The 17,827-nt window shown below is 61.5% G+C and carries 15 protein-coding genes; 9 read left to right on the top strand and 6 right to left on the bottom strand.

The window, feature by feature from the left end:
* The first annotated feature begins 39 nt into the window (after positions 1-39).
* The 3 genes from C2L65_RS12360 (at position 40) to C2L65_RS12350 (ending at position 3,659) form a co-directional block, all read left to right on the top strand.
* Complete coding sequence (locus C2L65_RS12360) at positions 40-636, top strand: lipocalin family protein (RefSeq protein WP_042307345.1); 597 nt, start codon at positions 40-42, stop codon at positions 634-636.
* 295 nt (positions 637-931) lie between these two features.
* Positions 932-2,533, top strand: coding sequence for a hybrid sensor histidine kinase/response regulator (locus tag C2L65_RS12355; RefSeq protein ID WP_042307346.1), 1,602 nt, complete (start codon positions 932-934; stop codon positions 2,531-2,533).
* A gap of 166 nt (positions 2,534-2,699) precedes the next feature.
* Positions 2,700-3,659 (top strand): sensor domain-containing diguanylate cyclase, encoded by a 960-nt coding sequence (locus C2L65_RS12350; RefSeq protein WP_042307348.1) that lies wholly within the window; start codon positions 2,700-2,702, stop codon positions 3,657-3,659.
* A 46-nt stretch (positions 3,660-3,705) separates the two neighbouring features.
* Here the strand turns inward: C2L65_RS12350 and C2L65_RS12345 are convergent, their stop codons facing one another.
* On the bottom strand, positions 3,706-4,701 hold the full coding sequence (locus tag C2L65_RS12345; RefSeq protein WP_042307349.1) for a MerR family transcriptional regulator: 996 nt from the start codon (positions 4,699-4,701) through the stop codon (positions 3,706-3,708).
* 290 nt (positions 4,702-4,991) lie between these two features.
* Positions 4,992-6,020 (bottom strand): LacI family DNA-binding transcriptional regulator, encoded by a 1,029-nt coding sequence (locus tag C2L65_RS12340; RefSeq protein WP_042307351.1) that lies wholly within the window; start codon positions 6,018-6,020, stop codon positions 4,992-4,994.
* Between the two features lie 227 nt (positions 6,021-6,247).
* On the opposite strand from C2L65_RS12340, the gene C2L65_RS12335 reads away from it, so the two are divergent.
* The 5 genes from C2L65_RS12335 (at position 6,248) to C2L65_RS12315 (ending at position 12,629) form a co-directional block, all read left to right on the top strand.
* Entirely contained in the window at positions 6,248-7,399 is a 1,152-nt protein-coding gene (locus tag C2L65_RS12335) for an ABC transporter ATP-binding protein (protein WP_042307353.1), read from the top strand.
* A gap of 15 nt (positions 7,400-7,414) precedes the next feature.
* Positions 7,415-9,406 (top strand): beta-galactosidase, encoded by a 1,992-nt coding sequence (locus C2L65_RS12330; RefSeq protein ID WP_042307370.1) that lies wholly within the window; start codon positions 7,415-7,417, stop codon positions 9,404-9,406.
* A gap of 58 nt (positions 9,407-9,464) precedes the next feature.
* Complete coding sequence (locus C2L65_RS12325; protein WP_042307356.1) at positions 9,465-10,730, top strand: ABC transporter substrate-binding protein; 1,266 nt, start codon at positions 9,465-9,467, stop codon at positions 10,728-10,730.
* An 81-nt stretch (positions 10,731-10,811) separates the two neighbouring features.
* Positions 10,812-11,765, top strand: a complete 954-nt coding sequence (locus C2L65_RS12320; protein WP_007737738.1) for a carbohydrate ABC transporter permease — start codon at positions 10,812-10,814, stop codon at positions 11,763-11,765.
* A gap of 12 nt (positions 11,766-11,777) precedes the next feature.
* Positions 11,778-12,629 (top strand): carbohydrate ABC transporter permease, encoded by an 852-nt coding sequence (locus tag C2L65_RS12315; protein ID WP_042307357.1) that lies wholly within the window; start codon positions 11,778-11,780, stop codon positions 12,627-12,629.
* Between the two features lie 943 nt (positions 12,630-13,572).
* Here C2L65_RS12315 and C2L65_RS12310 read toward each other — a convergent pair.
* Positions 13,573-13,884, bottom strand: coding sequence for a hypothetical protein (locus C2L65_RS12310; protein ID WP_042307359.1), 312 nt, complete (start codon positions 13,882-13,884; stop codon positions 13,573-13,575).
* 186 nt (positions 13,885-14,070) lie between these two features.
* Positions 14,071-14,661 carry a TetR/AcrR family transcriptional regulator gene (locus C2L65_RS12305; RefSeq protein WP_042307361.1) on the bottom strand — a complete coding sequence of 197 codons (591 nt, stop codon included), beginning with the start codon at positions 14,659-14,661 and terminating at the stop codon, positions 14,071-14,073.
* A 151-nt stretch (positions 14,662-14,812) separates the two neighbouring features.
* Between C2L65_RS12305 and C2L65_RS12300 the strand changes: the two genes are divergently transcribed.
* Positions 14,813-15,586, top strand: a complete 774-nt coding sequence (locus C2L65_RS12300) for an SDR family oxidoreductase (protein ID WP_042307373.1) — start codon at positions 14,813-14,815, stop codon at positions 15,584-15,586.
* Between the two features lie 87 nt (positions 15,587-15,673).
* Here the strand turns inward: C2L65_RS12300 and C2L65_RS12295 are convergent, their stop codons facing one another.
* Complete coding sequence (locus tag C2L65_RS12295) at positions 15,674-16,378, bottom strand: PepSY-associated TM helix domain-containing protein (RefSeq protein WP_042307363.1); 705 nt, start codon at positions 16,376-16,378, stop codon at positions 15,674-15,676.
* A gap of 327 nt (positions 16,379-16,705) precedes the next feature.
* Positions 16,706-17,797 (bottom strand): aldose epimerase family protein, encoded by a 1,092-nt coding sequence (locus C2L65_RS12290; protein ID WP_042307364.1) that lies wholly within the window; start codon positions 17,795-17,797, stop codon positions 16,706-16,708.
* Positions 17,798-17,827: the final 30 nt, after the last annotated feature.

Raw genomic sequence — 17,827 nt, 5'->3', positions numbered from 1 at the left:
TCGCCGGGTCGAGGTTTCATATCCGGGAGGTTGATACCGATGAGTGTCGAACAAGACGTCAGTCAGGAGATCGAGCACAGCGGTTCTCATGCGCGTGCTGTCATTGCCGGCGCTGCCGTCGTCGCAGTGGGTTTGCTGGTTGCATGCGCGATCGTCATTAGAAGAAAGAAGGGCAATGCGCGCATGCCCGAGCCGGCAAAGAGCGTCGACGTGGACCGCTATGCGGGGCGCTGGTACGAGTTCGCGCGCTACGACAATCATTTCGAGCGAGGCCGCGATTTCGTCACGGCGGACTATGCGAAGCGCGACGACGGCTTGATTAGCGTGATCAACACGGGCCGCGAGGGCGGTGCTGATGGACCGCGGCGCGTCGCGCGTGGCAAGGCGCGGGTGGTCCCCGAGTCGGACAACGCAAAGCTGAAAGTGTCGTTCTTCGGGCCGTTCTATGTCGGCGACTACTGGGTGCTCGACCACGCCGACGACTATGACTGGTCGATCGTCGGCGAACCGAGCGGCACCTATCTGTGGATACTCACGCGTGAAGCGAAACCCGCAGTCGAACTGCAACGCGCGCTGCTGGAACGCGTCCGCGCATTAGGCTATGACGTGTCGATGCTGCGCCGGACGCAGCAGTAAAGATCGTTTGAAAATTTTTCTAGTCGCCTTTCCTTTTGCGAAATCACGCATCGCTTATCCGGCATTTCCAGTGACGCATGGCGGCTTTGCGCGGTAACTCTTCCCTTCTATTCGTGAACTTTTGCGCAATTACTGCCGCATTTTCGTGTCGGCATGAATTTCGCATTAACGGACGCCATGCAATTCCGCATCGCTCTGCGCAGACCGATGCGGCTTCTCAAACCGGAGTGTGACTGCCCACGTAAAGAGTCGAGCGAAACAACCGTGGCTGTCGCACCTTATTGCGTCAAATGCCATGGATACCAACCGTACACTCACAACCATTCGAAGCGGCGCGCATCAGATCACCGACCATCGCGACGACATCTTCTTCGCCGCCGTATCGACGACACGCATGCCGATGGTCGTCACCGATCCGAACCTGCCCGACAACCCCGTGATCTTCGCGAACCATGCGTTTCTGCGCATGACGGGCTATGAGCTGCCGGAGATCATCGGCACCAACTGCCGCTTTCTGCAAGGGCCGGAGACGGATCGCGCGACCATCGACGAAGTGCGGGACGCCGTCGCGCACCGCCGCGAGATCGCGACGGAGGTTCTCAACTATCGCAAGGACGGCTCGACGTTCTGGAACGCGCTCTTCATTTCGCCCGTCTTCAACGAGCAAGGCGAACTGGTGTATTTCTTCGGCTCTCAACTGGACGTGAGCCGCCGCCGTGACGCAGAGGACGCGCTGCATCAGGCGCAGAAGATGGAGGCGCTCGGGCAGTTGACGGGCGGCATTGCGCACGACTTCAACAACCTGCTGCAGGTGATGGCGGGTTATGTGGATGTGCTGCAAATGGGCATTGAAGGTAATGCGCAAGGCCCGGTGATGGCACAAAGCCTCGATCGCATACGCGGCGCGGTCGCCAAAGCCACGACGCTGACGCAACAGCTGCTCGCGTTTGCGCGCAAGCAGAAGCTCGTGGGGCGCCCAGTCAATCTGAATACGCTGGCAGACAGCATGGTCGAACTCGCGCGGCGCACGCTTGGTGAGAACGTTTCTCTGAAGACCGAATATGAGGACGGTCTCGGCAATTGCCGTGTCGATTCGACCCAGCTCGAAGTCGCGTTGCTCAACGTGCTGCTCAATGCACGCGACGCGCTTGCAAGCCAGCGCGACGGTGTCGTAACAGTGCGCACCGAGACGGTCGAACTGGAGCAGCAAGCGATGGTCGGATTCGCTGATCTGCGGACCGGCCGCTATGTGAGCATTGCGATCTCGGACAACGGCTGCGGCATCCCGCCTGAGATTCTCGACAGGGTGATGGACCCGTTCTTCACGACCAAGGACGAAGGCAAGGGCACAGGCCTCGGGTTGTCGATGGTATATGGCTTCGCGAAGCAGTCGGGCGGCGCCGTGAACCTGTATTCGGAACCGGGCGTCGGCACCACGTTGCGACTGTATTTCCCGGCTGTGGAAGGCAATGCGCAGCGTCGTCCGTCCGCACCGAAGGCGATTGAAAAGGCGGGCAACGAAATGATTCTGATCGTCGACGACCGCGTCGAAGTGGCGGAAGTCGCGCAGGCGATGCTCGAGCAGATCGGCTATCGCACGCGTGTCGTGCTGAACACGAAAGAGGCGATGGAGATGTTGCAGGACGGCACGACTGTCGACCTGCTGTTCACCGACCTCATCATGCCGGGCAACATGAACGGCGTGATGCTCGCGCGCGAGGCGCGGCGCCTGCAACCGAAGATCAAGGTGCTGCTGACGACTGGCTATGCCGATGCGTCGCTCGAGCGGACCGATGCGAACGGCAGCGAGTTCGACATGATTCACAAGCCTTATCGGCGCGTGGAACTGGCGCGCAAGGTGCGCATCGTGTTGAACGGGCCGACAGGTGTCGGTTAGCTTTCAGCCAGGGCAATTACGCGTGCATTTGAGCCAACTGAGCAGGGCGTAATCGTTTCATTTACCGCAGGCTGCGGATAGAATTTGTACCCGGTTCCGTTCAACCTGCGGCGGATCGCGCGGTGCTAAAGGAGTATCGCGTGTTCGCGTTTAATCCGGATCTCGAATGCTGCGACCATCAATGCCACATAACGAAAGCGAACGCGTGGAGACGTTGCGTTCGCTTCACATACTCGATACACCGCCGGAAGAACGGTTCGACCGTCTCACGCGCCTCGCGCGACGTTTGTTCGGCGTGCCCATTGCGGCCGTCACGCTGGTCGACAGCCATCGCCAGTGGTTCAAGTCGCATCCCGGCATCGACGCTTCGGAAACATCGCGCGATGTGTCTTTCTGCGGCCACGCGATTCTCGACGACGAACTGTTCCTCGTGAACGACGCGTTGCTCGATGTGCGCTTCGCCGACAATCCGCTTGTTACGGGCGATCCGAATATCCGCTTCTACGCGGGCTATCCGCTCACCGTCGACAACGGCAGCCGGCTCGGCACGCTATGCCTGATCGACGTGAAGCCACGCGCATTGGACGACGAAGAGCGCGTGCTGCTGCGCGATCTCGCGCGCATGGCCGAGCAGGAAATCTCCGCCGTGCAGCTCGCGACCACGGATGAACTGACGGGCCTGTCGAATCGCCGCGGCTTCGAGTCACTCGCGCAGCATGCAATCAGGCTCTGCAAGCGCGCGCAAAAGCCCGCGTCACTGCTGTTCTTCGATCTGAACGGCTTCAAGAATATCAACGACGTGTACGGTCACGCGGAAGGCGACCGCGCGTTGATTGCATTTGCAACGGTATTGCAAACGGCATTGCGCGACAGCGATGTGATCGGTCGGCTAGGCGGCGACGAGTTCGTCGTGTTGCTGAGTGACTCGGACGAAGAAGGGACGACGCAGACCATTGCACGTCTCAGACATCAACTGGATGTCCACAATCAGTCCGCGCAAACGCCTTATCAATTGCATTGCAGCGTGGGCACGGCGACGTATGCGCCGGACAGCCCGCAGACTATCGACGACCTGCTCGCGCAAGCCGACGGTGCGATGTACGCGAACAAGCGCTCGCAACGCTGAAATCTGGGCGGTTGCGCAAACGTTTAGCGTAGCCGCTTCTGTTGTATCAACGCGCTGTCAGCGATTTTTCCAGCGCCCAACGTTCCTCGCGTTCGAGTCGCAGCAACGCATGTTCGAACATCGCGCGCGCACGGCCCGAGATGTTCGCCAGATACACATGTAGCAGCGCATCGGCGGGCGTGCGCGAAGCGCAGCTGACGCTGTACTGCTCGAATGCGCTCAGCTGCATGATGATGCTCGCAAGATGCTTCGGGCATTCGCACGCGACGGTGGTCGACGCATGCGCCATCGCCATCAAGGTTTCGTCGGAGTAGTGCCGCTGCGGCGCGGGCTCGCGCATGTCGGGCTGCGTGGCGGCTTGTCCCGTCTTGCGCTGGATGTCGCTCATCATATGCGCGATCGATGCCTGATCGAGCGGCTCGCGTATCGTGCGCACGCCGACGCGCTCCAGCAGATTGATCGTGTTGGCGGCAGCGAACGAATACACCACGACGATGTTCTCCGCGTGAGTCGATGCGCTCAACGCGAGCACGCGCTCGACATCGTCCGCATGCAGCGACGGCAGATGAATGATCAGCACATCGGCGGGCTGGTTCATGCGCTCGGTGAACGCGGACGTCATGTTCTCGAAGACTTTCGGCTCGCTCGCGAGTTCGGCCTGCATCGCGTGCAGATGCTGGCGGATGGTCTGCGCGAGCGCCGTGCCGACGATGCGCAGCCGCAAGCCCGGCCGCCCCTCCGTGAGCGGCGACACAGGCGTCTTGTCGACATGCATGAACGCGAGCCGTTCGAGTTCGCCCGTCTGCAAGGTGGCGATCGAGCCGATCGAATAGCCGCGATCGACGAGCCCCTTGATCATCGCGACGCGCCGCACGTCGGCTTCGCTGTACAGGCGATGCCCGGATTGCGTGGTGGGCGGCGCAACGACGCCATATCGGCGCTCCCAGATACGCAGCGTGCCCACGGGAAGATTCGCCATACGAGCGACGGCCCCGATGCGATAACGCGGCACGACTTCTGGATCATCCACTGTGTTGTTCATGAATCGAAAACCCTTGGGGAAGTCGATTCGAGTCTAACAAGCGCGACGATGATTTGAGGCGGATTTTTTTATTCAATGATGGCGCAAAGCCGCATAAACAAACGCTCTGCGCAATACGAGCCTTTGACACACAAGCCTTTGCGGGTTCTTGTCCTCATTCTGTCCCGCCAATGCGGCACGTTACGCAAACATCGCTTGTACTGATTTTGACCAGGATCGAGTGATGCGAGACCTGTCATGCCTGATCGTGTGATGTATGAGGAAAGCCTCAGCTTCGGTGCAGGTAGGCGTCAGCGTTTGCTTGTGGAGCCGCGCACGATCAACTGCGGCGCGGACGTCACGCACACGCGCGGTGCTTTCTGGTGCGCGCCATGCTTGCCCGCTGGCCGCTCGATCAAGTCGCGCAGCAACGACACGGCGAGCTCGGCGGCTTCGACGGTTGGCACCGCGACGGTTGTGAGAGGCGGGCGCGATTGCTGCGCGAGCTGAATGTCGGTGATGCCGACCACGGATAGATCGCGCGGCACGTCGCGCCCGAGATCAGCCGCCGCGTGGATCGTGCCGAGCGCGGGCAGGTCGTTGGTCGCGAAGATCGCGGTCAGCTTCGTGTCGTGTTCCAGCAGATGGCGCGCTGCGGCATAACCGCCCTCCGTCGTATCGGGTGCGTAACGCACGTTTTTTGCGGGCACTTTGAGGCCTGCCTCGCGCATCGCATCGACAAAGCCTTCATAGCGCGATGCGTGAATACCCGAGGGCTTGCTGCCGACAACCGCACCGATGCGCGTGTGCCCAAGCTCGATCAGATGCTTCGCGGCAAGCTGGCCCGCAAGACGGAAATCGACGGCGACGCACGGCAAGCCGGGTGGATCGTCGGGACGTTCCCACATGCACAGCACCACGGGTGCGCCGCGCGCTTCCGTTTTGCGCAGATCGTCGAAGTCGAGGTTGGCGTTCATCACCAGCACGCCTTCGGAGAGCGTGCCCGCAATCTGCTCCAGATACGCGCGGCCCGCGTGCGGATCTTCATTGGTGTTGCAGATGATGACGAAGTGGCCGCTGGTGCGCGCCGCGCGCTCGACGGCCAGCGCAAACTCCGGGTAGAACGGGTTCGCGATGCTCGACACCATCAGCGCAATGGTCGGCGCACGGCCTTCGGCGAGGGCGCGCGCCGCAAGGTGCGGACGGTAGTTGAGCGCTTCGACGGCTTCGAGCACGCGCTGACGCGTCTGTTCGCCGACGCGCCCGCGATTGCGCAGCACGTTCGAAACGGTGGCCGACGTGACGCCGGCGCGCCGCGCGACTTCGCTCAAGGTGGACATGTTTCGCAACGCTTATTCAATATGTGGGACTGGCGTTCATCATTTGCATTGGCTACGAAGGCGGGGCACCATGCGCAAAACGACAGAACGAATTATCGGAGACAGCCTTACACGGCCAACAAATGGCCTTCAGAAGGGCCAGCGATCGCAATGCGGTCGTTTTTTCGGCCGTTCAGATTAAGCGCTTAATCTCCGCTTCGGGCTGATTAAATCACGGAGTCGAAGCGATGGCGAGCATTTCGTTGAAGGGCGTGCAGAAGGCGTATGGAGACAACGCGCCCGTGATCCGCAACGTCGATCTGGAGATCGGCGAAAACGAGTTTTGTGTATTCCTCGGCCCGTCGGGCTGCGGCAAGTCCACGTTGCTGCGCATGATCGCGGGTCTCGAAGACGTGACGGACGGCGACCTGTCGATCGGCGGTCGCATCGTCAATGACGTGCCCGCTGCCGAGCGTGGTGTCGCGATGGTGTTCCAGAGCTACGCGCTGTTTCCGCACATGAGTGTGTACGAGAACATGGCATTCGGCCTCAAGCTCGCGAAGAAGCCGAAAGCAGAAATCGACAGCAAGGTGAAGGAAGCGGCGCGCATCCTGCAACTTGAAGCGCTGCTCGACCGCAAGCCGCGCGCGTTGTCGGGTGGGCAGCGCCAGCGTGTTGCGATTGGCCGCGCGATCGTGCGCGAGCCAGGCGTGTTTCTGTTCGACGAGCCCTTGTCCAATCTCGATGCGACGTTGCGCGGTCAGACGCGAATTGAAATCGCGCGTCTGCACAAGCAGTTCGCGACCGCGAGCGTCGTCTATGTGACGCACGATCAGACGGAAGCGATGACGCTCGCTGACAAGATCGTGCTGCTGCATTCGGGCAAGGATACGGAGCGCTACGGCAGCATCGCGCAGATCGGCGCGCCGCTGGAGCTGTATCACCGGCCCAATAGCCGCTTCGTCGCGGGCTTCATCGGCTCGCCGCGCATGAACTTCCTGCCGGGCAGAGTCACGGCGATCGACGCGCAAGGCATCGACGTCACGCTCGATCACACGAATGAAACGCTGCGCGTCGAGGTCGACGGCAGCACCTTGCAAGGTGGGCAGCCCGTGACGCTCGGCGTGCGCCCGGAACATCTCGAACTCGTCACCGACGATGCATCACGACGTGATGCAACGCTCGCACGCACCATTTCGCTGATCGAGCATCTCGGCGAGCACAGCTACGTGCATCTCGAACAACCGGGCGGCGCCGTGCCGATCGCGAAGGTGCCGGGCAACGCCCGCGTCGAACAGGGCGAGCGCGTGGTATTCGCCGCGCCCGCCCGTGCCTGCCATCTTTTCACCGAAGACGGATTCGCCGTGAAGGCACTCAACTCCGTCGAACACTACGCATAAATAAGGGACATGCGCATGCGCCTTGGAGTCTGTTACTACCCGGAGCACTGGCCGGAATCGATGTGGAAAGACGACGCGCGCCGTATGAAGGCGCTCGGCATCGAGCAGGTGCGAATCGCGGAATTCGCGTGGAGCCGTATGGAGCCGTCGCCGGGCGAATACGATTGGGCCTGGCTCGACCGTGCGGTCGACGTGCTCGGTGACGCCGGTTTGCAGGTCGTCATGTGTACGCCGACGGCGACGCCGCCGAAGTGGCTGGTCGACCGTCATCCCGACATTCTGCCCGTGGGCGCGGATGGACGTCCGCGTGCATTCGGCTCGCGCCGCCATTACGATTTCTCGTCGCCTTCGTATTTCGAAGCGTCGCGCAAGATCTGCGAGGCCGTCGCGGAGCGTTACGGCAAGCATCCCGCCGTCGCGTACTGGCAGACGGATAACGAGTTCGGTTGCCACAACACGGTGGTCAGCTATTCGCCCGCAGCCGTCGCGCGTTTTCGCGTGTGGCTCAAGGAGCGTTACCAGAACGTCGACGCATTGAACCGCGCGTGGGGCACCGTGTTCTGGAGCATGGAGTACCGCAGCTTCGACGAAATCGATGCGCCCGTTGCGACCGTCACGGAAGCGCATCCGTCGCATCGACTTGATTACCGTCGTTTCGCATCCGATGAAGTCGCGCGCTATAACCGCATGCAGGTCGAGATCATTCGCGCGCATTCGCCGGGCCGTCCCGTCGCGCACAACTTCATGCAGCTGTTCACCGAGTTCGATCACTACAAGGTCGCGAGCGATCTCGATGTGGCCACGTGGGACAGCTATCCGCTCGGCGCGCTCGAAGAGCAGTGGTACGCGCCGGAGGTCAAGGCCAAGTTCCTGCGCACCGGGCATCCCGACTTCGCGTCGTTCAATCACGACGTATATCGCGGCATGTCGAGGCTGCCGTTCTGGGTGATGGAGCAGCAGCCCGGTCCCGTGAACTGGGCGCACTGGAATCCTGCGCCGCTGCCGGGCATGGTGCGTCTGTGGAGCTGGGAAGCGTTCGCGCACGGCGCAGGCTGCGTGTCGTACTTCAGATGGCGTCAGGCGCCGTTCGCGCAGGAGCAGATGCATGCAGGGCTCAATACGCCCGACAATCGCCTCGACATCGGCGGCGGCGAAGCGGAGCAGGTCGCGCACGAGATCGCAAAGGTGTCGGCGGCTGACGCCGATGCGAACGCGAACGTGCGCAGCAAGGTCGCGCTGATCTATGACTACGAAGCCAAGTGGCTGTTTGAAATTCATCCGCAGGGCGCGGACTTTCATTACCCGCGCTTCGCGTTCGAGTACTACTCGGCGCTGCGCTCGCTGGGCTTCGACGTCGATGTGATTCCCGCCGATGCGCCGCTCGACGGCTACGCGATGATCGTCGTCCCGCCGTTGCCCGTCGTGCCTGGCGACTTCGCGGTGCGGCTCGCGGCATCGGGCGCGCAGATCGTGCTCGGTCCGCGCACGGGTTCGAAGACGCCTGATCTGCAGATTCCCGCAAATCTGCCTCCGGGCGCGCTCGCATCGCTTCTGCCGATCCGTGTGTGGCGCGTCGAATCGATGCGGCCGAATGTAACTGAGCCCGTGCAGGTGAACGGCGCAAGCGATGGACTGCGCGAAGGTCACGCACGTCACTGGCGCGATCTGATCGATGCCGCCGACGAACGCAGCTTCGGTGTGCGCGCGCGTTTTGCCGACGGTCATCCCGCGTATGTGCAGCACGGTTCCGTTCACTACTTCGCGAGCCTGTTCGACGATCGTCTGACGGAGTCGCTGTTTGCGCGCATCGCGACAGAAGCGGGTCTTACGCCGACACCGCTCGGAGATAGCGTCCGTATCAGCCGGCGCGGCAAGCTCACGTACGTGTTCAACTATACGAATGCACGGCACGTGATCGAAGGTGTCGATGCATCGCGTTTCGTGATCGGTGCGCATGAAGTCGAGCCGCAAGGCGTCGCGGCTTATCGTACTGAATGTACGGAATAACTTCGCAACGTAGCAGTGATCCCAGCACGTTAGAACCAGGACACAAGGAGACAGGAAGATGAAAGCAGGAAAATTCAAAGCGCGCACCGCAATTGCAGCGGCAGCCCTCGCAGTCGCCGCAGCCGTCTCGCCGTTCGCGGCGACGACGGCCGAGGCGGGCACGATGACGATCAACATCGCGTTCAAAGGCGCAAGCCAGCGCGCAGTGTGGCAATCGGTGATCGACGACTTCAAGAAGGCGCATCCCGACATCGACGTGAAGGCGTCGTTCGTCGATGAGGAAGCGTACAAGGTACAGTTGCCGGGCTGGCTGTCGACCGTCGCGCCCGACGTCGTGAACTGGCACAACGGCGAGCGCATGGCGTACTACGCGCGTCGCGGGCTGTTTGAAGACCTGAGCGGCGACTGGAAGAAGAACGGCTGGGACAACATGTATGCATCGACGAAGGAATCGTCGACGTACAACGGCAAGCAGTATGCGGCGCCGACCGTGTACTACTCGTGGGGCCTGTTCTATCGCAAGGATCTGTTCCAGAAGGCTGGCATCGCATCCGAGCCGAAGACGTGGGATCAGTTGATGGACGCGTGCAAGAAGCTGAAGGCGGCGGGCATCACGCCGTTCGCAGTGGGCGGCCGCGATGCATGGACGCTTGCGGGCTGGTTCGATTATCTCGACCTGCGCATCAACGGCAACGCGTTCCACCAGAAGCTGATGGCGGGCGAAGTGCCGTACACCGATCCGCGTGTAAAGAAGGTCTACACGACGTGGAAGCAGTTGCTCGACGACAAGGACTTTATCGACAACTCGTTGTCGTACGATCTGGACGCGGCGCAGCCGTTCCTGTTCCAGGGCAAGGCCGCAATGATGCTGATGGGCACGTTCATCACTGGCGGTTTCCCGCCGAACGTGAAGCCGAACATGAGCTACTTCCAGTTCCCGATCATCGACTCGAACGTGCCGACGGCGGAAGACGGTCCCGTCGAATCGCTGCATATTCCGGCCAAGGCCAAGAACAAGGCTGACGCGCACACGTTCCTCGCGTTCGTCGAAACGCCGGAGCAGGGCGCGAAGCTCGCGACGGGTCTTGGCTCGTTGTCGGCGAACAGCAAGTCGCCTGAGCCGGAAGATCCCATTTCGAAGATCGGCTTCCAGATTCTGTCGAATACGAAGGGCGGCATTGCGCAGTTCTACGATCGCGACATGACGAAGGAAATGGCCGACGAAGGGATGAAGGGCATGCAGCAGTTCATCGCCGACCCGACGAAGATCGACGCGATCCTTGCGCAGCTCGAGCAGACGCGCAAGCGTATCTACAAGAAGTAAGGATGTAAGGCAGTGGCGCCGGATGCGCATCGACATGCGCGTCCGGCGCGAAGCAGCAATTTCGTTGCATGGAGAATCGTCGTGTCGCACTCCGTTACACGTCAGGACATCAACGGCACGCCGCCGTCGCAGCCGCAGGCGTCGCCAGCGCCGCGAGCCACGCGCAAGAAGCGTGGACCGTCGCCCACCGCGCGTCGGCAGCGCAAGGCCGCGCTGCTGTTTCTCGCACCCGCGTGCTTCATGGTCGCGGTGTATGTGGTCTGGCCGATCCTGTCGTCGATCTGGCTCAGCTTTTACAACTGGGACGGCATGACCGACAAGGTCTTCGTCGGTCTCGCGAACTACATCGAACTGTTTCAGGCGCCGACTTTCTATACCGCGCTGAAGAACAACCTCATCTGGCTCGTGCTGTTCCTGCTCGCGCCACCGATGGGGCTCGCCGTCGCGCTGTATCTGAACCAGGCGGTGGCGGGCATACGCGTCGTGAAGTCGCTGTTCTTTGCGCCGTTCGTGTTGTCGGGCGTCGTGGTTGGCTTGATCTTCTCATGGTTCTACGATCCGACCTTCGGCCTCTTTGCCGTGATACTCGGCCACGGCGTGCCCGTGCTCGGCGATGCGCACTATGCGACGTTCGGCATCATCTTCGCCGCGCTATGGCCGCAGACCGCGTATTGCATGATTCTTTATTTGACGGGTCTGACATCGCTGAACAGCGAGCAGATCGAAGCCGCGCGCATGGAAGGCGCGAAGGGCTGGTCGATGCTGTGGCATGTGGTGCTGCCGCAGTTGCGGCCCGTCACCTTTATGGCAATCGTCGTCACGATAATCGGCGCACTGCGCAGCTTCGACCTGATTTCGGTGATGACGGGCGGCGGGCCATTCGAAAGCTCGACCGTACTCGCCTATTACATGTACGACCAGGCGATCAAGTATTACCGCATCGGCTATTCGGCATCGATTGCCGTGGTGTTGTTCGCGATCATGCTCGTGTACATCGTCTATCACCTGCGCCGTATGCTGCGCAACGAACAGTAAGGAGCGGACGATATGTATCCGATGCCCGTTGCCAAATGGAAGCCGTTCAACCGGCGGCTGTACAAGTTGACGTTGCCGGTTGCGCTATTGATCTGGCTATTACCGATGATCGCCGTGCTCGTCACGTCGGTGCGCTCGACGGAAGAACTGAGCGAAGGTAACTACTGGGGCTGGCCGAAGCACATCACGCTCATCGACAACTACCGCGAAGCGCTCACCACGTCGCCGATGCTGCATTACTTCTGGAACAGCGTGCTGATTACGGTGCCTGCCGTGGTCGGTTCGATTGCGCTCGCGGCGATGGCGGGTTTCGCACTGGCTATCTACAAGTTTCGCGGCAACACGACGCTCTTCGCGACCTTTGTTGCGGGCAACTTCGTGCCGGTCCAGATTCTGATGATTCCCGTGCGCGATCTGTCGCTGAGCCTTGGTGTGTTTAATACGCTTGGCGCGCTGATTCTTTTTCACGTGTCGTTTCAGACGGGGTTTTGTGCGCTCTTTCTGCGCAACTTCATCAAGCAGTTGCCGTATGAACTGGTCGAGGCGGCGCGTATTGAAGGGGCGGGTGAGTGGACGGTGTTCTTCCGCATCGTGCTGCCGCTGATTCGCCCTGCGCTTGCTGCGCTTGCCATTCTTGTTTTCACGTTCGTCTGGAACGATTATTTCTGGGCGCTGTGCCTCACGCAAGGCGACGACGCCGCGCCGATCACGGTTGGCGTCGCGGCGCTCAAAGGGCAATGGACGACGGCGTGGAATCTGGTGTCGGCGGGTTCGATTCTGGCGGCACTGCCTTCTGTTGCGATGTTCTTTGCGATGCAGAAGCACTTCGTTGCAGGGCTCACGTTTGGTGCGACTAAGGGTTGATGCGGTTTTTTTTCTGTTGTCTCCTGGTAGAAGGTTGCCCGCGCAAGCGGGCTTTTTTTTTGTGGTTTTTGTTTTTGTGCTGGTATCTGCGGTTTGTTCTTTCGCTGGCATCCGCGATTTGGCTTCGTGCTTCAGGCGTCGCCCCTGTGCGGGGCGGCACCTACTTTTCTTTGCCGCCGCAAAGAAAAGTAGGCAAAAGAAAGCGGCTAACACCGCCGGTTCTTGTGTTTGCCTGAGGGCCCCCAACCGGTCCCACGCTTCACACGGCGGTGCCCTGGTTGGTGCTGGTTGCCAACGCTTCGAATGAACGCCTCACCCACTTCGAATACCCGTACCCGGGCAAGCGGCAGCGAATGGTATGTGCCGCCCAGGTGGCAAACTGTGTGTAGGTTGTCGCGTCGTATAGCCTGGCGTTCTTACATGGAGGTATGCGCGTGCTATCGGTCCGAAGTGAGGCGCGCGAGGCACTACGGCCTACACACAGTTTGCCACCTGGGCGGCCGTGGAATATCTGGCACGGCGTGGTGTAGCGCGGGTGTGTGAAGCGGGTGAGGCGCAGCGCAAGAGCGTTGGCAACGAACATGGGTCACGTGATTGCCGTGTGAAGCGTAAGACCCTTTGGGGGCCCTCAGGCAAAGAGAGATGTTGGCGGTGTGAGCCGCTTTCTTTTGCCTACTTTTCTTTGCGGCGGCAAAGAAAAGTAGGTGCCGCCCCGCACAGGGGCGACGTCTGAAGCACGTAGGCATAACGCGGATGCCAGCGAAAGCAAGACCAAACCGCGGATGCCAGCGCAAAGGCAAAACAACCAATCCGCCCGCGCCGCGAAGGCGCAAACGCGAATGCCGCCCCGCACAGGGGCGACGCTTGAAGCACGAAGGCAAATCGCGGATGCCAGCGAAAGCAAAACCAAACCGCCACCGAAACCAAAACCAAACCCAAACCGCTATTGGCCCGGCGGAACAGCGGAATGCACACCCGCGAGCGGCGACCCATACCCGCCCGACTGGGCGTTATTAGGCGTGCCAGTAACGAGTTGCGCGCGCGGATCGGTGGGATTCAGATTCATTTCGCCCGCCTGCTGATTACCGTGCGTCGGATATTCGCTGCCGCGCGGCGCGTTGGGCATCAGGCGCGTGCTATTGACGGGCGCGTTCACGTCGTCGTAAGTGGAAAGCCCTTGCGCATTCGATAGCGCGGCGCCGACAGACAGCGCGAGAGCGGTAGTCAACTGAAGCGAAACAATGATCTTGCGCACGATGCACTCCTTGCTCGAAGAATGGCGTGTTCGTCATCAATTGACGAACTACGACGCGGTCCTCTTTATTCCCACTTAACTATTGGACATCGCATTCGCGAGTTCAAGGCGTGACGTGCGTGGACAGCGGCGCGTGCGGATTGCGTCGCGCTTTTGAAGCAGTTCTTCGTTCGACGCGCCCGACGTTCAGGCTTTCTCGCCCGCAATATCGCCGACCGCGCGCCGCACCGCCCGCAGAATGTCGTTGGCGAGTTCCGGCTGTGCCTTCAATACCGCGCGCGACGCCGCGATCGCGCCGATCAGCGTCGACGAAATCGCTATCGCCTTCTCGCGCGGGTCGCCCTTCACCTTGTGCGCGCGCAGGTGCTTTTCGAACACTGACACCATCAACTCGAAACCTTCGCTGTAGCGCGCGCTGATCGTTTCGTCCTGACGGCCGACCTCGCTCGCCGACGCCGCCATCGCGCAGCCGTTCGCAATGTCGTCGCGTTTTTCTTCCGACAAATAGCTGTTGAGCAGTTCGCTCAGGCTCGGCGCATGGCCATCGGACGTTCGGGTCATGCGTTCGTGGCCGATCTGCAGACCGTGCGCGAGCGCTTCCGCCGCGAGCGCTTCCTTCGACGGGAAGTGCGCGTAGAGCGCGCCATGCGTGAGCCCCGCCGCCTTGCCGATTTCGGCGACACCGACGCCGTCGATGCCGTGTGTCCTGAACAGGCGCGCGGCCGTTTCGACAAGGGCCGCGCGGTTTTGCGCCGCCTTTTCCTTGCTCACTTTCATCGCTATTCCACCTTCCGCAACAAACCGGTGAGAAAAACCGCTTGACACTTATTGATTGCGGTCACTATCATTAATTTAAGATTGCAGTTGCAATTATAAAACAGCTGCGGGCGGATGTCCGCCCTCAACCTCAATTTCTGGAGAAATGCTCATGTCATTCGCAAACAAGACGGCACTCATCACAGGCGGCAACGGCGGCATCGGTTTCGCGGCGGCGCGCATCCTGATCGCGCAAGGCGCGCGCGTGGCGATCACGGGCCGCGACCAGAAGAAGCTCGACGAAGCGGCGGCCGAACTGGGCCCGAATGCGCTTCCGATTCGCGCGGATCTGGACGATCCCGCGGCCATCGATGAAGTGATGAAAGTGATCGCCGACAAGTTCGGCAAGCTGGATATCGTGTTCGCGAATGCGGGCGTAAGCGGTGCGACGCCTGTCGGCAGCACGACGGCGGAGAAGTTCGAAGCGATCATGCGTACCAACGTGACGGCCGTGTTCCTCACCGTGCAGGCGGCCGTGCCGCTGATGGGCGAGGGCGGTTCGATCGTGCTGAACGGCTCGGTGATGCGTCAGTTGGGCGCGCCGGGGTCGTCGGCGTATTCAGCATCGAAGGCGGCGATCTCCGGCATGGCGCGCGTACTCGCTTCGGAACTCGTTACGCGCGGTATCCGCGTGAATACGGTCATTCCTGGTGGTACCCGCACGTCGATCTGGACGCGCGGCGACCGTGAAGGCGCAACGCTCGACGCAACGGAAACGGCGCTCTCGCCGATGATTCCGATGGGCCGTTTCGCGCTGGCCGACGAAGTGGCGCAGGCGGCTGTGTTTCTTGCATCGGATGCGGCGTCGGGCATGACGGCGGCGGAGATCGTCGTCGATTGCGGCAATACGGGAGCGCCGATGGGCGCGCCGGCGTTCCGCCGTTAAAAGATCTTGCGGCTTTAAAGGCCTCAACGAAAAAGGGCGATGCACAGCGGTGCATCGCCCTTTGTTCTATTCGATGAGCGCGACGCGTCAGGACATCCCGGCGACGATAGCCGCGACGATCGACCCAAGCACCAGCACCGCACCGATCGTGCGACGCTTGTTCAACTGCGTCCACAGCAAGACGCCTGTCAGCGACAGCAAGATCACGCCGCCCGCGAACGTGTCGATCACCAGCACCCAGCCGACGCTCAGGCCCACGCCCTTGTGAAGGTTCGTCAGCGCCGCGAGGAACGTGTTGGCGCTGCGCTTGACGGTCACATAGTCATTACCGACCCAGTACTCCGCTTGCGTGTTCTCGCCAGGCGACGCGAAGCTCACCTGCCAGTGTTCCGGCTGAACCGCCTTGCGATCACCCCACGCGACGGGATGCGACGGCTCCTTCTGCACCCGGCCCGGCTTGCCTTGCACCTTCAGTTCCTGCTTGAGCCACTTGGCGAGATCACGCGGCGACTCGGGCGCGGGCTGCGGCAGCTTCACCTGCAGCGACTCGACCTGCGGCTCGCCAGTCGAAACGCGCAGCGGTCCGCCGCGATGGTTCAGCAAGAAGCCGCTCGTGCCCATCAGAAGACCGAGTGCCGCGCCCCACAGGCCGATCCAGCTATGCACCTTGCGCAGCCAGCGGATAAACGTAATGCGGCGCGAGCCGGCGGGCGGCGCGCCATTGCCGGCGCTTTTGCTTTGCCCATTGGCGCGCGCGGCGGAATCGATGACAACGGTATCGGGTGTGTTCACAGGTCGCTCCAGGGGCAAGACAGCGTAGGTTTGCAACTGACCGCAACCGTCGTCGAAATGGCTGGCGCACGCGTCGGGCCGTCGGTGCTCGCGACGCGCGTGATGCTTCGTGACGGAATGACCATCGTCGGGGGGATGCGATGGCGTTTGCTGGCTGGCCGCTTTGCCCTTGGATGAGGCGTCGCAGTGGGCTGGCTTTGAGATCAGAAAAGGCTGCCTATGATTTCATGGCGTAATGAATGCCGCAATCATCGGGCGCGAATTACAACAGCGGCAATGTTTCGACAGATTACGTAAGGAATATGGAAGCAATGCCGCTGCAAGTGCTCAACGCACGCCGAGCCGGTAGACGGTGGTGTGGCGATAACGTTCACCGGGCCGCAGCACGACCTGCTCGGCGTCCGGCATATTGACCTGATTCGGAAACGCGCCTGTTTCGAGGCACAACGCCGCGTGCTTGCCGTACGTCTTGCCGTTGCGTCCTGCGACGCCCGCGAGAAAGTTGCCCGTATAGAACTGCATGCCTTTGGCGTCCGTCGATACCGTCAGTTCGCGCCCGCTGGCGGGATCGTAGAGCGTAGCGGCCGTGCGCGTTGCAGCGGCGCCGTCGTGCAGCACGTAGCAATGATCGAAGCCGCCTGCGCGGGCGAGTTGCGCATCCGGCCAGTCGAGACGCGCGCCAATCGGCGCGCCCGCGCGAAAATCGAACACGCTGCCCGCCACATCTTTTCTTTCGATGGGGATCATCGCGTCGTCGATGGCGAAGAAGGCGTCCGCATCGATCGCGATCACATGGCCGCGAATATCGGGCGCATCGGCGGACGCGTCGCCGGACAGATTGAAGTACGCGTGATTCGTGAGGCTGATGGGCGTGGGTGCGTCGGCGGTGGCGTCGTAGTCGATTGTGAGCGTGCCGTCATCGTCGAGCGCATAGCGCACGGTTGCCGCGACCGCGCCGGGAAAACCTGCGTCGCCTTCGGGCGATTCGTGCGACAGCACCAGCGCGCCGTCCACTTCGCGCGCATGCCACAGCGCCTTGTGAAAACCGTTGATACCACCGTGCAGCAGGTTGTCGCCGTCATTGCGGTCGAGCTGATAAACGACGCCGTCGAGCGTGAAGCGCGCCTGCGCAATGCGGTTCGCCCAGCGGCCGATGGTCGAGCCGAAGAACCAGCGGCTCGCCAGATAGTCGGCGGGCGTGTCGTGGCCGAGCAGGACATCGGCGACGCGGCCCGCGCGATCGGGTGCGTGCCACGAGACGAGCGTCGCGCCGAGATCGCTGATGGTGGCCCGCATGCCGTGCGCGTTGCGCAGCGTGAACAGACGAATGTCGCCGAGACCGGGCAACGTGCCCCAGCGATCGACCTGGACGCTGGATGAGAGAGGGGTATCGGTGCTGTGCATGTCGGCGAAATTCATGTCGGTCGCGGATCAAACCAGATTAAGGCA

Source organism: Paraburkholderia terrae, from assembly GCF_002902925.1.
In the GTDB taxonomy this organism is placed as follows: Bacteria; Pseudomonadota; Gammaproteobacteria; order Burkholderiales; family Burkholderiaceae; genus Paraburkholderia; species Paraburkholderia terrae.
This window is presented reverse-complemented; position numbering and strand designations above follow the sequence as displayed.

Bases quoted from the DNA above. Each gene is read 5' to 3' on its own strand.
- C2L65_RS12360 (WP_042307345.1), top strand. From the start codon at position 40: ATGAGTGTCGAACAAGACGTCAGTCAGGAGATCGAGCACAGCGGTTCT.
- C2L65_RS12355 (WP_042307346.1), top strand. From the start codon at position 932: ATGGATACCAACCGTACACTCACAACCATTCGAAGCGGCGCGCATCAG.
- C2L65_RS12350 (WP_042307348.1), top strand. From the start codon at position 2,700: ATGCTGCGACCATCAATGCCACATAACGAAAGCGAACGCGTGGAGACG.
- C2L65_RS12345 (WP_042307349.1), bottom strand. From the start codon at position 4,701: ATGAACAACACAGTGGATGATCCAGAAGTCGTGCCGCGTTATCGCATC.
- C2L65_RS12340 (WP_042307351.1), bottom strand. From the start codon at position 6,020: ATGTCCACCTTGAGCGAAGTCGCGCGGCGCGCCGGCGTCACGTCGGCC.
- C2L65_RS12335 (WP_042307353.1), top strand. From the start codon at position 6,248: ATGGCGAGCATTTCGTTGAAGGGCGTGCAGAAGGCGTATGGAGACAAC.
- C2L65_RS12330 (WP_042307370.1), top strand. From the start codon at position 7,415: ATGCGCCTTGGAGTCTGTTACTACCCGGAGCACTGGCCGGAATCGATG.
- C2L65_RS12325 (WP_042307356.1), top strand. From the start codon at position 9,465: ATGAAAGCAGGAAAATTCAAAGCGCGCACCGCAATTGCAGCGGCAGCC.
- C2L65_RS12315 (WP_042307357.1), top strand. From the start codon at position 11,778: ATGTATCCGATGCCCGTTGCCAAATGGAAGCCGTTCAACCGGCGGCTG.
- C2L65_RS12305 (WP_042307361.1), bottom strand. From the start codon at position 14,661: ATGAAAGTGAGCAAGGAAAAGGCGGCGCAAAACCGCGCGGCCCTTGTC.
- C2L65_RS12300 (WP_042307373.1), top strand. From the start codon at position 14,813: ATGTCATTCGCAAACAAGACGGCACTCATCACAGGCGGCAACGGCGGC.
- C2L65_RS12290 (WP_042307364.1), bottom strand. From the start codon at position 17,797: ATGAATTTCGCCGACATGCACAGCACCGATACCCCTCTCTCATCCAGC.